The sequence below is a fragment of the Oceaniferula marina genome, assembly GCF_013391475.1.
GTDB classification, from domain to species: Bacteria; Verrucomicrobiota; Verrucomicrobiia; order Verrucomicrobiales; family Akkermansiaceae; genus Oceaniferula; species Oceaniferula marina.
The window spans coordinates 1-18,342 of the sequence record NZ_JACBAZ010000023.1; the positions used below are offsets into that span (position 1 = coordinate 1).

At 43.2% G+C, this 18,342-nt stretch carries 24 protein-coding genes; 23 read left to right on the forward strand and 1 reads right to left on the reverse strand.

What is annotated here, in order from left to right; all coding sequences use genetic code 11:
- The first annotated feature begins 111 nt into the window (after positions 1 to 111).
- The 19 genes from HW115_RS18865 (at position 112) to HW115_RS18950 (ending at position 12,046) form a co-directional block, all read left to right on the forward strand.
- Positions 112 to 609: a hypothetical protein gene (locus HW115_RS18865; RefSeq protein ID WP_178935054.1), complete on the forward strand. Its 498-nt coding sequence runs from the start codon at positions 112 to 114 to the stop codon at positions 607 to 609.
- A gap of 747 nt (positions 610 to 1,356) precedes the next feature.
- The gene (locus HW115_RS18870) at positions 1,357 to 1,788 is read left to right on the forward strand and encodes a hypothetical protein (protein WP_178935056.1); all 432 of its coding nucleotides are present in this window, start codon (positions 1,357 to 1,359) and stop codon (positions 1,786 to 1,788) included.
- Positions 1,789 to 1,931: 143 nt separating this feature from the next.
- A complete protein-coding gene (locus HW115_RS18875; protein ID WP_178935058.1) occupies positions 1,932 to 2,360 on the forward strand; it encodes a hypothetical protein in 429 nt (142 codons plus the stop codon).
- A gap of 106 nt (positions 2,361 to 2,466) precedes the next feature.
- A complete protein-coding gene (locus tag HW115_RS18880; RefSeq protein ID WP_178935060.1) occupies positions 2,467 to 2,919 on the forward strand; it encodes a hypothetical protein in 453 nt (150 codons plus the stop codon).
- Positions 2,920 to 2,965: 46 nt separating this feature from the next.
- Positions 2,966 to 3,481: a hypothetical protein gene (locus HW115_RS18885; RefSeq protein WP_178935062.1), complete on the forward strand. Its 516-nt coding sequence runs from the start codon at positions 2,966 to 2,968 to the stop codon at positions 3,479 to 3,481.
- A 452-nt stretch (positions 3,482 to 3,933) separates the two neighbouring features.
- Positions 3,934 to 4,335, forward strand: coding sequence for a hypothetical protein (locus tag HW115_RS18890; RefSeq protein WP_178935064.1), 402 nt, complete (start codon positions 3,934 to 3,936; stop codon positions 4,333 to 4,335).
- Between the two features lie 465 nt (positions 4,336 to 4,800).
- Positions 4,801 to 5,196: a hypothetical protein gene (locus HW115_RS18895; RefSeq protein ID WP_178935066.1), complete on the forward strand. Its 396-nt coding sequence runs from the start codon at positions 4,801 to 4,803 to the stop codon at positions 5,194 to 5,196.
- A 756-nt stretch (positions 5,197 to 5,952) separates the two neighbouring features.
- Positions 5,953 to 6,366, forward strand: coding sequence for a BrnT family toxin (locus tag HW115_RS20360; RefSeq protein ID WP_178935068.1), 414 nt, complete (start codon positions 5,953 to 5,955; stop codon positions 6,364 to 6,366).
- Complete coding sequence (locus HW115_RS20230; RefSeq protein ID WP_178935070.1) at positions 6,264 to 6,506, forward strand: BrnT family toxin; 243 nt, start codon at positions 6,264 to 6,266, stop codon at positions 6,504 to 6,506. Before HW115_RS20360 ends, HW115_RS20230 begins: the two co-directional genes overlap by 103 nt.
- Positions 6,507 to 6,543: 37 nt before the next feature.
- Positions 6,544 to 6,705, forward strand: a complete 162-nt coding sequence (locus HW115_RS20235) for a BrnT family toxin (protein WP_343219719.1) — start codon at positions 6,544 to 6,546, stop codon at positions 6,703 to 6,705.
- The gene (gene brnA / locus HW115_RS18915; RefSeq protein ID WP_178935093.1) at positions 6,695 to 6,937 is read left to right on the forward strand and encodes a type II toxin-antitoxin system BrnA family antitoxin; all 243 of its coding nucleotides are present in this window, start codon (positions 6,695 to 6,697) and stop codon (positions 6,935 to 6,937) included. The genes HW115_RS20235 and brnA overlap by 11 nt, the downstream gene beginning before the upstream one ends.
- Before the next feature lie 72 nt (positions 6,938 to 7,009).
- A complete protein-coding gene (locus tag HW115_RS18920; protein WP_178935072.1) occupies positions 7,010 to 7,540 on the forward strand; it encodes a hypothetical protein in 531 nt (176 codons plus the stop codon).
- A gap of 78 nt (positions 7,541 to 7,618) precedes the next feature.
- On the forward strand, positions 7,619 to 8,062 hold the full coding sequence (locus tag HW115_RS18925; protein ID WP_178935074.1) for a hypothetical protein: 444 nt from the start codon (positions 7,619 to 7,621) through the stop codon (positions 8,060 to 8,062).
- A gap of 32 nt (positions 8,063 to 8,094) precedes the next feature.
- A complete protein-coding gene (locus tag HW115_RS19865; RefSeq protein WP_227021677.1) occupies positions 8,095 to 8,406 on the forward strand; it encodes a DUF3634 family protein in 312 nt (103 codons plus the stop codon).
- A gap of 172 nt (positions 8,407 to 8,578) precedes the next feature.
- The gene (locus HW115_RS18930; protein WP_178935076.1) at positions 8,579 to 8,872 is read left to right on the forward strand and encodes a DUF7677 family protein; all 294 of its coding nucleotides are present in this window, start codon (positions 8,579 to 8,581) and stop codon (positions 8,870 to 8,872) included.
- Between the two features lie 645 nt (positions 8,873 to 9,517).
- The gene (locus tag HW115_RS18935) at positions 9,518 to 9,970 is read left to right on the forward strand and encodes a hypothetical protein (protein WP_178935078.1); all 453 of its coding nucleotides are present in this window, start codon (positions 9,518 to 9,520) and stop codon (positions 9,968 to 9,970) included.
- 125 nt (positions 9,971 to 10,095) lie between these two features.
- Entirely contained in the window at positions 10,096 to 10,584 is a 489-nt protein-coding gene (locus HW115_RS18940; RefSeq protein ID WP_178935079.1) for a hypothetical protein, read from the forward strand.
- A gap of 738 nt (positions 10,585 to 11,322) precedes the next feature.
- On the forward strand, positions 11,323 to 11,643 hold the full coding sequence (locus HW115_RS18945) for a hypothetical protein (protein ID WP_178935081.1): 321 nt from the start codon (positions 11,323 to 11,325) through the stop codon (positions 11,641 to 11,643).
- A gap of 163 nt (positions 11,644 to 11,806) precedes the next feature.
- Entirely contained in the window at positions 11,807 to 12,046 is a 240-nt protein-coding gene (locus tag HW115_RS18950; RefSeq protein WP_178935083.1) for a hypothetical protein, read from the forward strand.
- Between the two features lie 2,397 nt (positions 12,047 to 14,443).
- Here the strand turns inward: HW115_RS18950 and HW115_RS19870 are convergent.
- Complete coding sequence (locus tag HW115_RS19870; protein WP_227021678.1) at positions 14,444 to 14,605, reverse strand: hypothetical protein; 162 nt, start codon at positions 14,603 to 14,605, stop codon at positions 14,444 to 14,446.
- A 123-nt stretch (positions 14,606 to 14,728) separates the two neighbouring features.
- On the opposite strand from HW115_RS19870, the gene HW115_RS18955 reads away from it, so the two are divergent.
- From HW115_RS18955 to HW115_RS18970, 4 genes are all read left to right on the forward strand, one after another.
- Positions 14,729 to 15,508, forward strand: a complete 780-nt coding sequence (locus HW115_RS18955) for a PEP-CTERM sorting domain-containing protein (protein WP_178935085.1) — start codon at positions 14,729 to 14,731, stop codon at positions 15,506 to 15,508.
- 134 nt (positions 15,509 to 15,642) lie between these two features.
- Positions 15,643 to 16,005, forward strand: a complete 363-nt coding sequence (locus HW115_RS18960; RefSeq protein ID WP_178935087.1) for a hypothetical protein — start codon at positions 15,643 to 15,645, stop codon at positions 16,003 to 16,005.
- Positions 16,006 to 16,971: 966 nt separating this feature from the next.
- The gene (locus HW115_RS18965) at positions 16,972 to 17,436 is read left to right on the forward strand and encodes a hypothetical protein (RefSeq protein WP_227021679.1); all 465 of its coding nucleotides are present in this window, start codon (positions 16,972 to 16,974) and stop codon (positions 17,434 to 17,436) included.
- Positions 17,437 to 17,677: 241 nt separating this feature from the next.
- Complete coding sequence (locus HW115_RS18970; RefSeq protein WP_178935091.1) at positions 17,678 to 18,175, forward strand: ankyrin repeat domain-containing protein; 498 nt, start codon at positions 17,678 to 17,680, stop codon at positions 18,173 to 18,175.
- The last annotated feature ends 167 nt before the right edge of the window (positions 18,176 to 18,342 follow it).

Genomic DNA, 18,342 nt, shown 5'->3' on the forward strand with positions numbered 1-18,342 from the left:
GCGGGGAAACTAATCGGCAGAACAAGTCGCAGCACCCGACAGCTAGTAGCTGTCGAGTTTGCGACAGGTAACCTTTTTACGACATTGTATCTATAATTCGCATATCAGCGCATGATCGCTGCCGGTGTGCTTTACGTTCGGCAAAAAATGAATAAATTTCTAAATCAACTTAAAAGCCTTGATCCAGGAGATGCTGTGGAAGCAGACGAAATCGATGGAATCTATGACCTAGTCGATTCGTTTTTCCAAGAACAGGGTAAGTTAGATCAAAATGCACAGAAAGCCATCATAGGGTTATTTGAGAAATTCCCAACCGATTATTATAGTCACGTGTTATGGAATATAATTCATGGCTTAGAGCATTTTGGAGGTTACGAAAAATGCTTAATAGACAGTGTTACAAATAGCCCTTCATGCACTGGCGTTGTAATGGTGTCGCGATTACTGAATGGGGGCTTTTATGAGTTTGAAGGATTGAGCTACCTATCGCTGCTGAATGATACTTCAACGCGAACCGATTGTTCCGAAGAGGTTAGTCAGCGTGCTGGCGAACTAATATCCTCATATAATAAAAAACAAGCCGAACAAGACGTTGCATCCAACCTATGAGTAGCTGCGCAGCCAAGTTTTTGCTTGGTTTGAACCATTAAAAACAAAGTATAGTTTACCCTCACTCATAGGTGGATGAACTTTACGTTATGCGAAAAAATAGGCAGATCATTCGAATGGTTGACTATTCCGAATCGGCTCGAAGAATGAAACCATAAGTTTGTTCACTCAATGGATTCAACGGTTATTCTCGCAAGGCGGAATGAATGCTTGATCGAGATTCGCTGAAATCTGTATTCCGAGTCATTCGTAAAAGCATCAGGAAAGACGGAGGAAACCAAATTGCATAACAAGTCGCTGCACTCGACCACTAGTAGCTGACTGGCCAGGTTTTGTTTCTGTTCCTCAAAAGGAAATCTATTAATTCGTTCATCTACCATTTCATCGTGGCGGGTGAGCTTTACGTTCTGCAAAAAAACTAAGCACTTCCAGAAAGGTTGATAATTCCGAATCGGCTCGAAGGATGAAACCATAAGTTTGTTCACTCAGGTTATTCATCGGCCTTCCCTGTAAGGCACACGAATTCGGGTGTCACGTTTCATAAGTTGTGAGCAATAAAGGTTGATTCCTATTCGCGCTTGAAAGTAACGAGAAAAGCGGGGGAAACAAATCGGCAGAACAAGTCGCTGCACCCGACCACTAGTAGCTGCCGTGCCAGGTTTTGTTTCTGTTCCTAAAAAGGAAATCTATTAATTCGTTCATCAATCATTTCATCGTGGCGGGTGAGCTTTACGTTATGCAAAAAAAATGAACGCACTCAAACTACTACAGCTTTTTCTGATTTGCTTCCTTGTTTCATGTGGCAGAGAAGGCAAGCCGAAACTAGACGAAACAACTCCTCACTTCGTCATGGTCGGAAACCAAGATGAAGGAGTTGGTAAAGTTATTGTTGGGATGGGTGATACTCCGACCGTATTGTTGCTTAGCGGGAATTATCTTTTTGCTAGTGGTGAGAAATTAGCACCTGATAAATGGGTTTTCAAAATACTTCAATTAAAACCAAAGCAAGAAGAAGCATCTCTAATGATTAATACAGGATCTCAGATGTACTACAATGATGATGAAGAGTTGCTCAACATTGACGGTGCATTTACATTGAATGGAAGCATTCCCACATGGACTGGGAAGTATGCCGATTTAGAAGACGTTATCCCAAGTGCTGTTAAAACAAATAAATAGCATAACAAGACGTTGCACCCGATGGCTAGTAGCTGCCGAGTCAGGTTTTAAGTCTGTTCTTCAGTATAGAAACTTTAATCTTTTCATCCACGGTTTCATCGCCACGGGTGAACTTTACGTTCGCTAAATAATAATCCAATCCTATGAAAACAAAATTACTACTCCCACTATCGGCATGTATTGCGGCATTTTCGTCGTGTGCTGATCACGGCACGCCAGATCAACAAGTGAGGGTAACAGCTAAGATTGTATCTCACGAAGGAACACGCGACTTACCTAGCGTGATGATGCGTAACATTGATCAGGCATTAATCGAGCTGAAAACCAATAGAGATCAGCCAACGGGAATTGTCGCATCCTATAAGACATCGCAGAATGAGGGTGATGTAGCATTTAGTGGGTATTTTAAGGTTGGCGAAGATAAAAAAGATTTTGGAGAAACCCCTGCTGATGGGAAAACTAGGATAGTAGTCTTTAATGAGACAACTCGTGTAATAGTTGGAGCAACTCGAGTTGATGCAACAGGCGCTAAACTAAAACTGAGCGAACAAGTCGCAGCACCCGACAGCTAGCAGCTGTCGAGTTTGCGACGGCAAACCTTATTACGTCATTGTATCTTTAATTCGTATGCCGACGCCTGATCGCTGCCGGTGTGCTTTACGTTCTGCAAAAAAAATCATGAAACACACACTCATTGTATACATCGCGTTGTTTGGTTTATTAGTCACCCCATCTAATTCGCAAGAATCTAAGATTACTGGTAACGTTAAGAAAGTCCTGACTAAGGTCGAGTTAGAAGGCCGCTGGCAAACTGTTCAAATGGGCGGTGAAGACATAGGTGACCATATAGATCAAATTGAGTTCATCTTTAAGAGGGATGGAAGCTTTAAAGCTAGCGCTACTATTAAAGGAGAAGGGGTAGTTTCATATGAAGGCTCCTACAAAATTAAAAAAAGCCAACTTATATTGAAGATCGCGGGTGAGGATGCACAGAATTCATCCTATTCTTTTCGCAACGGTAATCTTGTCCTCCACGATGATAAAATTGATTCTTGGATTGAACTGAAGAAGCAAGTTAAGCCAGAAATAAAACGGCAGAACAAGTCGCAGCACCCGACAGCTAGTAGCTGATTGGCCGAGGTTTGGCGGCTGTTCGTCAGCATCGAAACTTTAAATTTTGCGCAACTGGCACATCGCTGCCGGTGTGCTTTACGTTCGACAAAAAATGAAAACCTTTATTAAACGTGCGGGGTTATTTCTTCTGTTGGCAATTGTATCAGTCATTATTTATGCCAATTTGAAACCTGATCAATATCACACCTCTGAGAGAATCGAATGGAAGGATAAAGCCATTGCTGAATTGAGCGGTATTGAGCCTGCAAAAGGTATTCCGCCTTTCGAATATACTGTTGATGGATGGTTTTCTCCACAGGGTCTGTTGATGGAAGATGGCAGTTGGATTGCATATCGACAGGTGTGCCACAAGGAGAAGCCTGAGATATACGATATTTTCATCGGTCAAGCATCGGATGGTAAGTGGTATTATTCGACATATCACTTTTGCATTGGTGCAATAACGATAATGGAGGAGCAACCCAAATCATTGAGTGCTTTTATTGATCAGTGTGCATTAGTTGAGTTTGACGGAGCATCTGACGATTGCTTGTTGCCAACGTGGCCACCAAAAGAATAATGGTCGAACAAGTCGTTGCACCCGACAGCTAGTAGCTACCGTGTCAGGCTTTAAGTCTGTTAATCAGAATTGAAATATTAATCATTTCATCTGCGCTTACATCGCTGCGGGTGAACTTTACGTTATGCGAAAAAATAGGCAGATCATTCAAATGGTTGACTATTCCGAATCGGCTCGAAGGATGAAACCATAAGTTTGTTCACTCAGTGGATTCAACGGTTATTCTCGCAAGGCGGAATGAATGCTTGATCGAGATTCGCTTAAATCTGTATTCCGAGTCATTCGTAAAAGCATCAGGAAAGATGGAGGAAACCAAATTGCATAACAAGTCGCAGCACCCGACCGCTAGTAGCTGACAAGCCAGGTTTTTCGCCTGTTTTTCATAATTTAAACTTTAATCTTTGCGCATCTGGCACATCGCGGCCGGTGTGCTTTACGTTCGGCAAATAAATATGAGAGCTGTATCTTTAGCGGCGTTGGCCATTTTCGTGTTTTCCAGTTGCAAGAAAGCCCCTGTATCAACGAACGCAGGAGAACATGTCATAGGTGTATTTGAAGTTGCAGCATCTAAGACTGTGACTTTCGAGGTGTCTTTTACAGAAGCTCGGAGGATTGGTTTCAGCACGAATATAAGTTGGGAGGAGATGGAGCGCGTGGGCAAGCAGTTGGCTCCCGATGGGTTTATGAGTTTAACTGCTGTTGACTTAAATAGACCTTCTGATGGTTTTGGGCTAGGAAGCCATTTTGGGGCTTCCGCTGTTGTTAAACCTGAAGAGTCAGGGATTTCGAAGTTTGAGATCGTCAATAATTCTAACGAAGATTTAACCGTAAGAGTCTATTGGGATGAAAAATAGTGGCCGAACAAGTCGCAGCACCCGACGGCTAGTAGCTGACTGGCCTGGGTTTGGTGACTGTTCGTCAGAATCGAAACTTTTAACTTAGCACTACTGGCACATCGCCGCCGGTGTGCTTTACGTTCGGTAAAAAAATGATATGGCTAAGTCGAAGTTCAGAGGCGAACTAAAAGAGCTTTCGAATCTATTGACCGTGATGGTTTTACTGATCTTGCCCGGTGTTATATCATACTATATTTGTCGCGATTATAAGGGACGTGGCAATAGCCCTGAGAATGCGCCAATGGCAGCTGTAGTAGTCGCATTNATGAAAAATAGTGGCCGAACAAGTCGCAGCACCCGACGGCTAGTAGCTGACTGGCCTGGGTTTGGTGACTGTTCGTCAGAATCGAAACTTTTAACTTAGCACTACTGGCACATCGCCGCCGGTGTGCTTTACGTTCGCTAAAAAAATAAAAGCAGATCATGAGACCGAAGTGGGCATTCCAACTTTTACCGAATACACCACACGTTCTCGGAAAAGGTTTTCGCGTTGATCATGATACTCAAGCGATAGAAGATGAAGTGAACAGCGTATTGCAGTGTAAATTCAATTTCCACGGGATAAGTAAGGTCGTAATTCGACTTGGACCAAAAGAAGGGGATAAAGATTATGTCGAGTCACATGGGGTTGCACAAAAGCTTTACAGTGATTTTGATGTGCATGAATACAAAGACCTCGAAAAAAATGAGAAGATCCAATACATGCGTGGAATCATCTTTGAGGTATTAGATTGGTTATACGATAATTTTGATGATGCTCAGTGTTTCCGTGCTGCAAAAGAAAAACTAAGCGAACAAGTCGCAGCACCCGACAGCTAGCAGCTGACTGGCCAGGTTTTTCGACTGGTTTACAGGATTGAAACTTATAAATTTGCGCATCTGGCACATCGCTGCCGGTGTGCTTTACGTTGGGCAAAATATACTCAATGAAACGTCAATGGCTAAAACGAGTTGTTTTGATTTCAATACTTGGCACAGCATTTTGGGCGGCCACAATGTTGACTGCCTATACTGATCGAGCATACATTTGTGAGAATACAGGCTCTCGACATGGTTGCCGCGAGTGGTTTTTCGGAATTAAGACAAAGGTGTGGTATCACGAATCAGCATTAGAACGGTTCTTGAAGAGTGAAAACCCTCAAATCCTACGTCATCGGTGGACATCGTACAACGGGACTGGGTATAGTTTGATTCCAGTTATGAAGAGTTTTGGTCACGGTAGACCAGGTTTGATCTTAACCCCGTCACGTGAAATGTTGGATGACTATGTTCTATCGCTTTCGAGAGAGGATCGACTTGAACTGTATCACGTATTTTGTAGTGCTGATGATGACCTTATCAAAGACCATGTTCAGTATATTTTCGATGCTCAGGATTGAATATTATCAAAACAAGCCCAACAAGTCGCAGCACCCGACCGTTAGCAGCTGACTGGTCAGTTTTTTTGGACTGTTCTACACGATTGAAAATTTAAAATCGCCCATCGACCATTACATCACGGCCGGTGTGCTTTACGTTCTGCAAAAAAATCACTTCTCTTCTTGAAATCCGAAAATATACCATTAATATACCTCTATGGATTTTGAGTTCGATCCGAAAAAATCTCATATCAACGAGAAGAAGCATGGTATCGGTTTTGAGGAAGCTCAATTTCTATGGAGAGATCCGCGTCGTGTAATCGTTGAAGCTCGTAGCGAATCTGAACCTCGGTTTGCCATTATCGCGCAATTAAGGGGGAAGGTTTGGACAGGCATATTCACACCGCGAGGCGATTCCGTCCGTATTATATCAGTNGCAACTGGCACATCGCGGCCGGTGTGCTTTACGTTCTGCAAAAAAATCACTTCTCTTCTTGAAATCCGAAAATATACCATTAATATACCTCTATGGATTTTGAGTTCGATCCGAAAAAATCTCATATCAACGAGAAAAAGCATGGTATCGGTTTTGAGGAAGCTCAATTCCTATGGAGAGATCCGCGTCGTGTAATCGTTGAAGCTCGTAGCGAATCTGAACCTCGGTTTGCCATTATCGCGCAATTAAGGGGGAAGGTTTGGACAGGCATATTCACACCGCGAGGCGATTCCGTTCGTATTATATCAGTAAGGNAAGCATGGTATCGGTTTTGAGGAAGCTCAATTTCTATGGAGAGATCCGCGTCGTGTAATCGTTGAAGCTCGTAGCGAATCTGAACCTCGGTTTGCCATTATCGCGCAATTAAGGGGGAAGGTTTGGACAGGCATATTCACACCGCGAGGCGATTCCGTCCGTATTATATCAGTAAGGAGATCAAGACATGGTGAAGAACAAGGATACTATCAAAGCTGAAGACTTGGATAAGAAATTTGATGCTGGTGAAGATATTTCTCAGTACCTGAACTGGGACAAGGCCGTGCGTCCTGGCCTTGAGCAGCGCAGAGTTAATGTAGATCTGCCTATCTGGATGATTAATTCGCTTGATGTTGAAGCAAAGCGTGTAGGTGTCACTCGGCAGTCCGTAGTCAAAGTTTGGCTCGCGGAAAGATTAAAAGCAGAACAAGTCGCTGCACCCGACCATTAGTAGCTGCCGTGTCAGGTTTTGTTTTGGTCTTTCAAAAGGAAACCTATTAATCAGCTTATCAACCATTTCATCATGGCGGGTGAGCTTTACGTTAGCCAAAAAAATACGATGAAACTGATCGCAACGGCTGTTATAATACTTCTTCTGAGTGGGGTCATGAATGCCGCAGAGGAGAAGGAGATTGTTTTGAAGGACGGCTCGCTTGTTGGTATGCACAAGAAGTATTCTCCCGCATCTTTCGACTTAAGGGGGCTATCTCTTACCATAAAAGACAAGAAACTTGTTTTTCCAATGGGGCTGAGAAGCCTCTTGATGTATCAACCAGATGGAGACCCTTTTGGCGAGCCATCTGATGCTGAATGGAAGCCATATCCTTATACTTATAAATTTTACGTGTTACCCGAAGAATTGTATTCTAAGGACGAGCTTCCCCCAAGTATATTGATTATTATACGATCAACGAAAAAGCATGCTCATTATAGCCTTTTAATTGATATGGAGACTCTTGAATTTATTCGTGCGGATTTGGTTGTAAGAGATTTTGGAAGAGTCCCAATTGATTTAGACGGTGTTCCTGATAAACCGAGGAAAAAATCGGGCTAACAAGTCGCAGCACCCGACAGCTAGTAGCTGACTGGCCAGGTTTTTTTGGCTGGTTTAAAGAATTGAAACTTATAATCTTTGCGCATCTGGTACATCGCTGCCGGTGTGCTTTACGTTCGGCAAAAAATGAAAGTTCTGATGGCATCAACGCTGATTGTATTTGGCTGTGTCTGGCTACTATATTCTATGATTATGCCTTCGGTAAATCGTAGCGCAGCATTAAGTAATGCCATGCAGCTAGAAGCAAATCTTGAAGCATGGGCATATTCAAAAGCTTCACAGGGGAAACTTAATCAAAATGATATCGATGAGATTTTTTCCGAAAAAAGAGGTTTAACACTAGGAGGAGAAAACCCCGAAAACTCTTTTCAAGAGATGATCAAAGATATTGTTTATTCTAGCGCTCCTCCTATCTGGCCGGGAGTTGTTGCGATATTTGTAGGGATGCTTGGGGTAGGGTATTCGCTTCGTATTTCACCAAAGAAACAACAAGCCGAACAAGTCGCAGCACCCGACAGCTAGTAGCTGTCGGGCCAGGATTTGGCGACTTTGGAATGGCGATTGAAACTTTAAACTTTGTCACATCTGGTACATCGCTGCCGGTGTGCTTTACGTTAGCCAAAAAAATGAAACTATTTTCACGTCTTCTCAGTAATCGGGCGATCAGCATCTCTGGTGGAAGAGCTGAAGTTGTTAAAGGTAAAATTGATGGTAGGTTGGTTCGTGATATGACGTCACTTTGCGCTGAAATCGGGTTGCAGAGATGTGAGTTGTGGATTGATGGGGAAGGGCGGGTGAGTTTTTCTAGAGAGGTTCCATCGCAGCATCATCAGAAGTTCAGGAATGTTCTATCGATCTACAAATAATAGACACGAAAGTAACATATCCTCTGATAAATAACTAGGCTAACAAGCCGCAGCACCCGACAGCTAGTAGCTGTCGAGTTTGCGACAGTAACCTTTTTACGTCATTGTATCTTTAATTCGCATATCGGCGCCTGATCGCTGCCGGTGTGCTTTACGTTCGGCAAAAAAAATTATGAAACTACCTCATAGCGTTAGTGGTGCGATTAGAACATTCTCGTATTTTCTTTCCAGTGGAACACACTCGATGCTGGAAGGAGTGGATTATCTTGACATCTACGGTTCTGAGCCTAGTGCTATTGAGCAGGTTTACGCCATCTTTGCGAATGTCTTGGAATACGACCATGAGGGTAATATTACGAATTTAAAGCATGCAGAAAAGCGTGCTACGGATTCTCTCCGTGCTTATTGTGACCCTAATTTTGTAGTGAGTCCTCCCTATGAAGAATGGGAGACTGAACTTTACTAGTTAATCAAAACAAGCCGAACAAGTCGCAGCACCCGACAGCTAGTAGCTGTCGATTTTGCGACAGGTAACCTTTTTACGACATTGTATCTATAATTCGCATATCAGCGCATGATCGCTGCCGGTGTGCTTTACGTTCGACAAAAAATTGAACCTTTTAGATCCATCGAAGGCTAGATCTGGCGGCTCAAGGCTGTTTCATTTGGTATTCTAAGCGTCATTATTCCAGTGGCGCTTTTTTGTGCCTGGATTAACGATGGTTTTCCCCTGAACTGGTAGTAAAGTTTAGTGATTTTATAATGGTTTGATCCAAGAATTTCGGTTTTCATGCCGTCTAGCAGATGACGAGATGGCGTGGTTTTCATTCATTCTGAGTGAATTGACCAGTGGCGGCAGCGTTTCAAGCCTCAAGCATTGGCCGTTTTAGGTTTGTAGTCTGTTCATTGTAAGCACATTAAGTTAAGGTTATCCTGTTTAATGCCACTAGAATGGATTAGCTGCGTAGAGAAAATCTGGTCGAACAAGTCGCAGCACCCGACAGCTAGTAGCTGTCGAGTTTGCGACGGCAAACCTTTTGACGACATTGTATCTTTAATTCGTATGTCGGCGCCTGATCGCTGCCGGTGTGCTTTACGTTAGCCAAAAAATATGGAATTAGAGGTAATTCGATCTTCAACTGGGAAAGGCGTAGGTCTTCTTCATTATAGACATACTGCAAATCCTTCGTGGATACCAATTCGTGCGGATTACTTTATTTTTACTCATGACTTAAGCTTGATAGGTAAAGATGTGAAAACAAACGGGAGATATTTTACTCATCGTTATGCAACTTCTGATGATGGTCGATACCTATTAATCGAAGAGATGGAATTTGACGGTAGTCAAGAATCTATAGATCAACATAATAGTCGCTTGATAGTGATTGACGCCGAGAAGTCTATAGAAGGGTATGTTGGATGTATTAAGCGACGCAGAATATTCCCAAAGAGTGTTGATGGCGAAAGGTTAATTTATGCAAAGCAGAAGTTCAGTGAGTCCGGAGTTGAGCATGATTTTGAGCGTGATTTATCAAGTATCACTGAATGGAATAAATTGGGCTAACAAGACGTTGCACCCGACGGCTAGTAGCTGACGAGCCAGGTTTTGCTACTGGTTTACAGAATTGAAACTTTAATCGTTTCATCGGCGCTTTCATCGCCGCCGGTGAACTTTACGTTCGACAAAAAATGAGAATCTTTAGCTTCTGTCTATTGGTTGTAACTTCCTCGATTTGCTCTGGCGGCAAAATTGATGGAGACACTGTGACTAATGAGTGGCATAAAGCCTTTCATGAGACTCTCCATAATCAGACATCTGAATGTTACTTGATATCGATTTATGACGCTAAGAATGGTAAATGGAATAACTGGAAGCCTAAATTAGATATCAAGGCAACTATTGTTGGCGTGGTTAAAGGGACGAAGAACGTTGGTGACAAAATATCATTTCATCGTGTAGGTGATGGAGGATTTAAAGAGGGCTCCAAGTATGAAGGGGAATTATACTACATCTTCTATTACAAGACCCCGATGGATGGGTCTCCTGCTCAAGGCGAGTATCACATAGATGCTCAGGACCCTTTAGCTATGTATAAGTATTCTGAGGCGCTGGCGAAGATTGCTTCAAAGCACCCGCATAAAAAAATCGTCGAACAAGTCGTTGCACCCGACCGCTAGTAGCTGACCAGTCAGGTTTTGCTTCTGTTCTCCAAGATTGAAACATTAACCGTTTATCGACGCTTTTATCGCGGCCGGTGAACTTTACGTTATGCGAAAAAATAGGCAGATTATTCAAACGGTTGACTATTCCGAATCGGCTCGAAGGATGAAACCATAAGTTTGTTCACTCAGTGGATTCATCGGTTTTCCTTGCAAGGCTAAGTGAATATTCTGATCAGCGGTCAGCAAAATCTGTATTCCTAATCGCTCTTGAAAGTAACCAGAAAGACGGGGGAAACTAATTGCATAACAAGTCGCTGCACCCGACCACTAGTAGCTGACTGGCCAGGTTTTGTTTCTATTCCTCAAAATGAAATCTATTAATCCGTTCATCTGCCATTTCATCGTGGCGGGTGAGCTTTACGTTATGCGAAAAAATAGGCAGATCATTCAAATGGTTGACTATTCCGAATCGGCTCGAAGGATGAAACCATAAGTTTGTTCACTCAGTGGATTCATCGGTTTTCCTTGTAAGGCTAAGCGATTATTCTGATCATCGGTCAGCAAAATCTGTATTCTTAATCGCTCTTGAAAGTAACCAGAAAGACGGGGGAAACTAATTGCATAACAAGTCGCTGCACCCGACCACTAGTAGCCGCCGTGCCAGGTTTTGTTTCTGTTCCTCAAAAGGAAATCTATTAATTTGTTCATCAACCATTTCATCGTGGCGGGTGAGCTTTACGTTAGCCAAAAAATATGAAAGAATATCACCACTCATTTATTACAGCTGCAGCGCTTTTCTTTTCGGCAGAGAGGGCTGGGGAAGCGGTTCAGTTCATGATCAATAATCCTTGTGGTGTAATCGTATATTATTTGATTACGATCATTGCATTAGGTTTGGTTTTAAGAGGCTTATACGTAATGCTTCCTTTTCCTTTGTCTGGATTATCAAGGATTGATTTCGATGATGCCCATCCTGATGCATACCTTAAGACTAGATCACAGAGAGTTTTGCTCTATAAACAGTGGAGAAAAAATGAGGCTAACAAGTCGCAGCACCCGACCGCTAGTAGCTGACTGGTCAGGCTTTGCAGCTGATCTAGAGGATTGAAACTTATAAAATTCTGCATCTGGTACATCGCGGCCGGTGTGCTTTACGTTGGGCAAAAAAATATGCGTGTGAAGATGTATTATCAACAACACGGCTAACCTTGTAATCAAACCATATTTATACATGTTCATGAGATTAATCATCGCTGCTGTTTCAGAACTCTCGTTTTGGTGGGGGATTATGACAATATTTACAGCTGCAATATTGGCTGCTGGTGACTTCTTTGGAATTGCTGAAGCAGGTTGGGATGTTTCCGTGATGTTGGCTGTTCAAGGATTGTTTTTTCTGTGTATTTCATTATTCGTAAGGAATCAGCTATCATCAAGAGATGCTTGTCATTCGGAATCAAATCACCTTAAGAAAACCTAGCCCAACAAGTCGTTGCACCCGACCGTTAGTAGCTGCCGTGTCAGCTTTTTCTAAGGCTCTAAAGAATTGAAATTTTAATTCGTTCATCCACCATTACATCACGGCGGGTGAACTTTACGTTCGGCAAAAATAGAGCTGCGCTTTTAAGATTGTTTGGTTGAGCATCAGTGATTCGCACAGCCCAGAAAAATGGGTTCCGAATCGGCAAATCCTCTGAAACACAAAACAAGCCGAACAAGTCGAAGCACCCGACAGCTAGTAGCTGACAGGTCAGGGTTTGGCCGCTGTTCATCAGAATCGAAACTTTAAATTTAGAGCTACTGGTACATCGCTGCTGGTGTTCTTTACGTTCGGCAAAAAATGATCACTTTTACCACAGGCTTCCCTCCAGGTGGCAATTCTGCGCACATTACTGAATCGGGATCTACGATTCCGGAGCCTTTGAGAGGTGAATTGTGTAGTGTCTATGAATCTGCTTATCCCGAAGGGTATATTGCCGTCGGAGTAGATCCTGATGCTGGGATTATAGGGCTGTATCATCGAACATCTGAGACATGGAAGCCACAGGATGATATTGAGGGTATATTCTTGCGTCCTACTCTTCCTGCAAAGGGACCCGGTATGATTGAACTTTCTTGGAGTAGGGAGAGGGTTATGTATCCAGATGGCTTCTTGTGGGTTAGAGGTTACTCCGAAGCAATGCATTTATGGATTCAGAGCTATGCGGTTCGCATTGCTGAATTGATCGGGTGTGAATTTAATGAGCTGGAGTCATATCATGATTGTTAAAAATCAAGCCGAACAAGTCGCAGCACCCGACGGCTAGTAGCTGACTGGCCAGGGTTTGGCCGCTGTTTATCAGAATCGAAACTTTAAATCTTAGCGCTACTGGCACATCGCCGCCGGTGTGCTTTACGTTAGCTAAAAAATGAGAGCAGGTCTGCCGCAAAAGCTAGAGGTCGAGTTTGACGCTAATACTGCCGTTACTCAGTCGATTGTGTTTGCAGGTGCTTTGTGGTGGTTTACATGGTTCCACTTTACTATTAAGTATTTATACGGTTTGCCTATATTCTCGAGTCCTAGCATGGCATTAGTCTATTATGAGCAGATTGAAGGATACCCATTTAGTCTAGCTCAACTATTTTTGTGCTTGTCGATTTTTGCATCGATCCTTGCGCTTATTGGAGTGTGGATGACTTCACTGAAGGGGACGGCTAAGTGGAGACAACGTTTTTTAGTATTTTTGTTCGGTTGCATCTGCTCAGGGTTCTCATGTGCCTGTATTTCATGGGAGGATCAGCACATTGAAGACGCAAAGCGCTGGCGACAGTTCTTAATGGATCACCCTCGTCCAGGTTTTCGAGAAGCTCCTTATGAGATTCGATCACAAAGATGGAAGCATCTAGATGATATGTCGGAGCGCGCAGAACAAAGGAAAAACTGAGCTAACAAGTCGCAGCACCCGACAGCTAGTAGCTGTCGAGTTTGCGACGGCAAACCTTTTTACGTCATTGTATCTATAATTCGCATATCGACGCCTGATCGCTGCCGGTGTGCTTTACGTTCGCTAAAAAATGCGCATATCAATAATAACTATATTTGCAGTCTCTTTTGTTTGCTCGGTGTTTTTAATATTCGAAGAGCTATTTATATACCCTAAGATTGCAATGTGGGTTGCCGACATCAATGTTGACGATCGCATTTCTTCGTTTTCTATGAGTGTGCTTGGATTAGCAGGTTTAGTCCTAGGGGCGGCCGTTTTCTTTTTGATTCTTTCACTGGTGGGTTTAATGATGACCGTCATACCACTGCTAAGGAAAAGGATAACTGAGTCTAGACTGCTAGTTTGCTCATCATTAATGGCAATTATTTCAAGTTCCTTGCTATGTGTATTCAGTTTTGCATTGATTGAGTCTCACATCAGTGTGACTCATAGGATGGAGAGTTACATAGAAAAGAAACAACAAAGCGAACAAGTCGCAGCACCCGACAGCTAGTAGCTGTCGAGTTTGCGACGGCAAACCTTTTTACGACATTGTATCTTTAATTTGCATATCGACGCCTGATCGCTGCCGGTGTGCTTTACGTTGGGCAAAAATATGAACTCATCGCATCCTCCTGAGCTTAAGGGGTTTCATACGAAAAATATGATTCACGCTCTTGCTGTTTTCATGATTCCAGCACTAGCCGGGGGATGGGCCTTCTACAGGCAAGAGTCCTTTTCCGCGCAGGACGAGCTACAGTCAGCATTGCATTGGACATTCATGGGGGGCGTTGCTTTGTTCATGCTGACAATATTGTTTAAGGCGTTAGTCACAGTTCCAAGATGCTCAAAGTGTAATTGTAAGATGAGGCAACTTGAAACCATCACGATAACCGAAAGAGCGTTATTCAATATCAGATCAGAGACAAAGTGGAGAGTTGTTGAATGTCCTCTCTGTCATGACCGTTATAGGATTCCGGGGCTGTCACAGGGATAGCCTTATAATAAAACAAGCCCAACAAGTCGCAGCACCCGACGGCTAGTAGCTGACTGGTCAGGGTTTGGTCGCTGTTCATCAGAATTGAAACTTTAACATTAGCATCAGCGGTTACATCGCCGCCGGTGTGCTTTACGTTCGACAAAAAAGGACAATATAATTCGTGAAACTAGGCATAAGTTATGCTTCAATTATAATCGTTATGAAAACAACACGCACACTGGCTACCCTTGCAGCCACTCTAATCACATTCGGATCGTTCGCTGGGGGAGCGAATGCTGCAATAGCTATCACATCTACTCCCGTTGCGACCGGAGGACAGGCCTATTTCAGCGATGGTGGATCTAGTAGCGGCGCTGATTATTTTGGCGTAGTTGATAATACGGGCACTATGATCGCTGGTTCATTTTTCAGTCCTTCTGATACAACACCTCCTTCTGGGTCGATTGCTGGGCGCGATCACGATGATGGAAACAACCGCCCTGGAACTCGCACAGCGGAGTGGCAGCTTAACATTGGAAGTATTTCGGGTGCGAGTGCGCCATTCACCAATATTTTCTTCAGCGGGAGCATCGCTGCGGGCCCCAATGGTTGGGATAACGATCCAGGTGGTTCAACTGATTTTGTGATGTTTGAGTTGTTGCTGGATGGTGTGGTTGTGGCATCTGAAACACAGGGTTTTCGTTCAACCGCGCCTTTGGGTGGTTTTGCGGGTAACCTTGCCTTGGATACAAACGGTGATGGTGTAGGTGACGGTGCTGTTGTAGGCAGTGAGGTTGCCCAAAATTTCTCCCTAACAGGCACGACTGCTAACTCGACAGTGGTTTTGAGAATGACCGCGCACTCTGATGCTAGCGGAGCCGAATTTTGGGCGAATGGTACCCTCACGGCAGACGTTGCTATAGTGCCAGAGCCTTCAGTATCTTTTTTGATTGGGGCTGGCGCATTAGGTTTTCTGGCACGGCGGAAAAGAACCAACTAAGTCGAACAAGTCGTTGCACCCGACGGCTAGTAGCTGCCGAGTCAGGTTTTGCTACTGTGCTTTAAGAATTGAAACTTTAATTCTTTCATCAGCGGTTACGTCGCCGCCGGTGAACTTTACGTTCGGTAAAAAATATGTCTGCAAAATCAGAAGACGAAGTGATCCTCAAGCTTTTGCTTAAAGGTCAAAGTGAGCAGGATATTCTAGCTTACCTGAAGAAGCATGGAATGGTTGATGACATTAGTATTTACCGAGTTCGAGATAAGGTTCTTGAGATGAAGGCCGCCCAAGCATTTCTACCAAGCAAGCCCCCCAAAAAGAGAATTCGATCTTTTGCGCTTTTACTTATCATTATAGGGGCTTCTGTTGCATATTACTTTAAGGATCTTCCATATAATCCACCAATGAAGGGACACCCAGCAGCAGCGGGTTCTATAATTATGATTATAGGAGTTGTTCTCTTCATATGGCCTTCCAAGGGGGTAGAGCGGATATAACAAACAAACCGAACAAGCCGTTGCACCCGATAGCTAGTAGCTGATTGGCCAAGTTTTGAAGTCTGTTCTTCAGCATTGAATCTTTAATCATTTCATCCGCGCTTACATCGCTACGGGTGAACTTTACGTTCGACAAAAAATTGAATCTTTTAGATCCATCTAAGGCTAGATCTGGCGGCTCAAGGCTGTTTCATATCGTATTCTGAGCGTCATTATTCCAGTGGCGCTTTTTTGTGCCTGGATTAACGATGGTTTTCCCCTGAACTGGTAGTAAAGTTTAGTGATTTTATAATGGTTTGATCCAAGAATTTCGGTTTTCATGCCGTCTAGCAGATGACGAGATGGCGTGGTTTTCATTCATTCTGAGTGAATTGACCAGTGGCGGCAGCGTCTCAAGCCCCAAGCATTCGCTGTTTATGGTTTGTAGTATGTTCATTGTAAGTATGTTAAGTTGAGATTGTCCTGTTTAATGCCACTAGAATGGATTGGCGGCGCGGAGAAAATCTGGTCGAACAAGTCGCAGCACCCGACAGCTAGTAGCTGTCGAGTTTGCGACAGGTAACCTTTTGACGACATTGTATCTTTAATTCGTATATCGGCGCCTGATCGCTGCCGGTGTGCTTTACGTTCTGCAAAAAAAACTAAGCACTTCCAGAGATGTTGATTATTCCGAATCGGCTCGAAGAATGAAACCATAAGTTTGTTCACTCAGTGGGATCATTGGTTTTCCCCGCAAGGCACACGAATTCGGGTGTCACGTTTCATAAATTGTGAGCAAGAAAGATGGATTCTGAGTCGCACTTGAAAGCAACCAGAAAAGCGGGGGGAACTAATCGGCAGAACAAGTCGCAGCACCCGACAGCTAGTAGCTGTCGAGTTTGCGACGGTAACCATTTTACGACATTGTATCTTTAATTCGCATATTGGCGCCTGATCGCTGCCGGTGTGCTTTACGTTCTGCAAAAAATGAAGCTTGTTTGCCACCCGCAAGGTATCTGCTCATACAATTATCGTATTTTTGGTGACCAGTATGAAGCATCAACAGTGTTGCGTGTTGGAGGAAGTGGTGCAATTGCGTGTGATGGCTTATCCCTATTGATTTCTCACGAAGGAATCATAAATGAGAAATGGCATTTAAGATCATCAACGGACGTATTAGGCCATGCTTATAAATCAGGTATATTCTCAAATTCATATGAAGTAGTTTATAAAGGCAAATTATTTCATTTGAGGTCATCAGGTCTTGGGCGAAGCATGCATCTATTTGGTGAGAATGAGGATGCTAGCATTGAGCCTGATCATGCATTTACAAGAAGAGCTAAGATATGTGGGAGCTGGAGAGATTCAGTTCCAGTATTATTTGGTTTTTGGTTAACTGTAAATCAATGGGCAAGAATGGCATCAAATTCTGCGGCTACAGGCGGTGGATGAGAAATAAATCGGCAGAACAAGTCGCAGCACCCGACAGCTAGTAGCTGTCGAGTTTGCGACGGCAAACCCTTTTACGACATTGTATCTATAATTCGCATATCGACGCCTGATCGCTGCCGGTGTGCTTTACGTTGGGCTCAAAAAAATGCATGCTCTGAATAATTAGATATAAGGCATTACCAAATGTAATAATTTTTATGAGAATCCTAGCGTTTCAAGTTCAAAGTTAACATTTAGAATAATGAATAAAGAAATAGACGAAGCAATCTTTGATAATGATTCACAAAAAATAGCAGCTTTAATTAAAGAAGGGCTAGATCCAAATTGGACAACCGAGCATGATGGTTGGAACATGCTCCATCAAGCACTCGTTGGGATTAGAGTGCAACCGCCTACAGAAATTATCCAATTTTTGATTGATAGAGAGGTTGACCTTAATGCTCAAGATGTGGAAGGATGGACGCCTCTTCATTTTGCTGTGCGTTCTAGAAATTTAGAAGTAGTTAAATTGATGATTAACTATAACTTGGACATTGAATTGAAAAATAACGGAGGAGATACAGCTCTTGCTATGGCTTTCAAAGGATTGCCTATTAATCTAGAAATTATCAAGCTTCTGTTATCCAAGGGTGCTAGTTCTGAACAACAAATTGATGGTGAGAGCATATCTACCAGGGCAAAACGTATTTCTGAAATGAAGAATACCAAATATCCGACGATTTATGATCTATTTTGTTGAAATGAGATTGCATCTTTTCCATAAAAATGAAGTGGTCCCGCAAAACGGAGCCAGTAGTTTATTGATTAATTCGCTGGCCTGATCGGGGCAATTAACCCGAAATAAGACCAATGAAACGAAAGAGAAGACATCTTACCGCAGAGTTCAAAGCCCGAGTTGCCAAGGAA

Excerpts from the sequence above, each read along its gene's own strand:
- HW115_RS18865 (WP_178935054.1), top strand. The coding sequence starts at position 112 with ATGATCGCTGCCGGTGTGCTTTACGTTCGGCAAAAAATGAATAAATTT.
- HW115_RS18870 (WP_178935056.1), top strand. The coding sequence starts at position 1,357 with ATGAACGCACTCAAACTACTACAGCTTTTTCTGATTTGCTTCCTTGTT.
- HW115_RS18875 (WP_178935058.1), top strand. The coding sequence starts at position 1,932 with ATGAAAACAAAATTACTACTCCCACTATCGGCATGTATTGCGGCATTT.
- HW115_RS18880 (WP_178935060.1), top strand. The coding sequence starts at position 2,467 with ATGAAACACACACTCATTGTATACATCGCGTTGTTTGGTTTATTAGTC.
- HW115_RS18890 (WP_178935064.1), top strand. The coding sequence starts at position 3,934 with ATGAGAGCTGTATCTTTAGCGGCGTTGGCCATTTTCGTGTTTTCCAGT.
- HW115_RS18895 (WP_178935066.1), top strand. The coding sequence starts at position 4,801 with ATGAGACCGAAGTGGGCATTCCAACTTTTACCGAATACACCACACGTT.
- HW115_RS18920 (WP_178935072.1), top strand. The coding sequence starts at position 7,010 with ATGGCGGGTGAGCTTTACGTTAGCCAAAAAAATACGATGAAACTGATC.
- HW115_RS19865 (WP_227021677.1), top strand. The coding sequence starts at position 8,095 with ATGGCGATTGAAACTTTAAACTTTGTCACATCTGGTACATCGCTGCCG.
- HW115_RS18930 (WP_178935076.1), top strand. The coding sequence starts at position 8,579 with ATGAAACTACCTCATAGCGTTAGTGGTGCGATTAGAACATTCTCGTAT.
- HW115_RS18935 (WP_178935078.1), top strand. The coding sequence starts at position 9,518 with ATGGAATTAGAGGTAATTCGATCTTCAACTGGGAAAGGCGTAGGTCTT.
- HW115_RS18940 (WP_178935079.1), top strand. The coding sequence starts at position 10,096 with ATGAGAATCTTTAGCTTCTGTCTATTGGTTGTAACTTCCTCGATTTGC.
- HW115_RS18945 (WP_178935081.1), top strand. The coding sequence starts at position 11,323 with ATGAAAGAATATCACCACTCATTTATTACAGCTGCAGCGCTTTTCTTT.
- HW115_RS18950 (WP_178935083.1), top strand. The coding sequence starts at position 11,807 with ATGAGATTAATCATCGCTGCTGTTTCAGAACTCTCGTTTTGGTGGGGG.
- HW115_RS19870 (WP_227021678.1), bottom strand. The coding sequence starts at position 14,605 with ATGAACAGCGACCAAACCCTGACCAGTCAGCTACTAGCCGTCGGGTGC.
- HW115_RS18955 (WP_178935085.1), top strand. The coding sequence starts at position 14,729 with ATGAAAACAACACGCACACTGGCTACCCTTGCAGCCACTCTAATCACA.
- HW115_RS18960 (WP_178935087.1), top strand. The coding sequence starts at position 15,643 with ATGTCTGCAAAATCAGAAGACGAAGTGATCCTCAAGCTTTTGCTTAAA.
- HW115_RS18965 (WP_227021679.1), top strand. The coding sequence starts at position 16,972 with ATGAAGCTTGTTTGCCACCCGCAAGGTATCTGCTCATACAATTATCGT.
- HW115_RS18970 (WP_178935091.1), top strand. The coding sequence starts at position 17,678 with ATGAATAAAGAAATAGACGAAGCAATCTTTGATAATGATTCACAAAAA.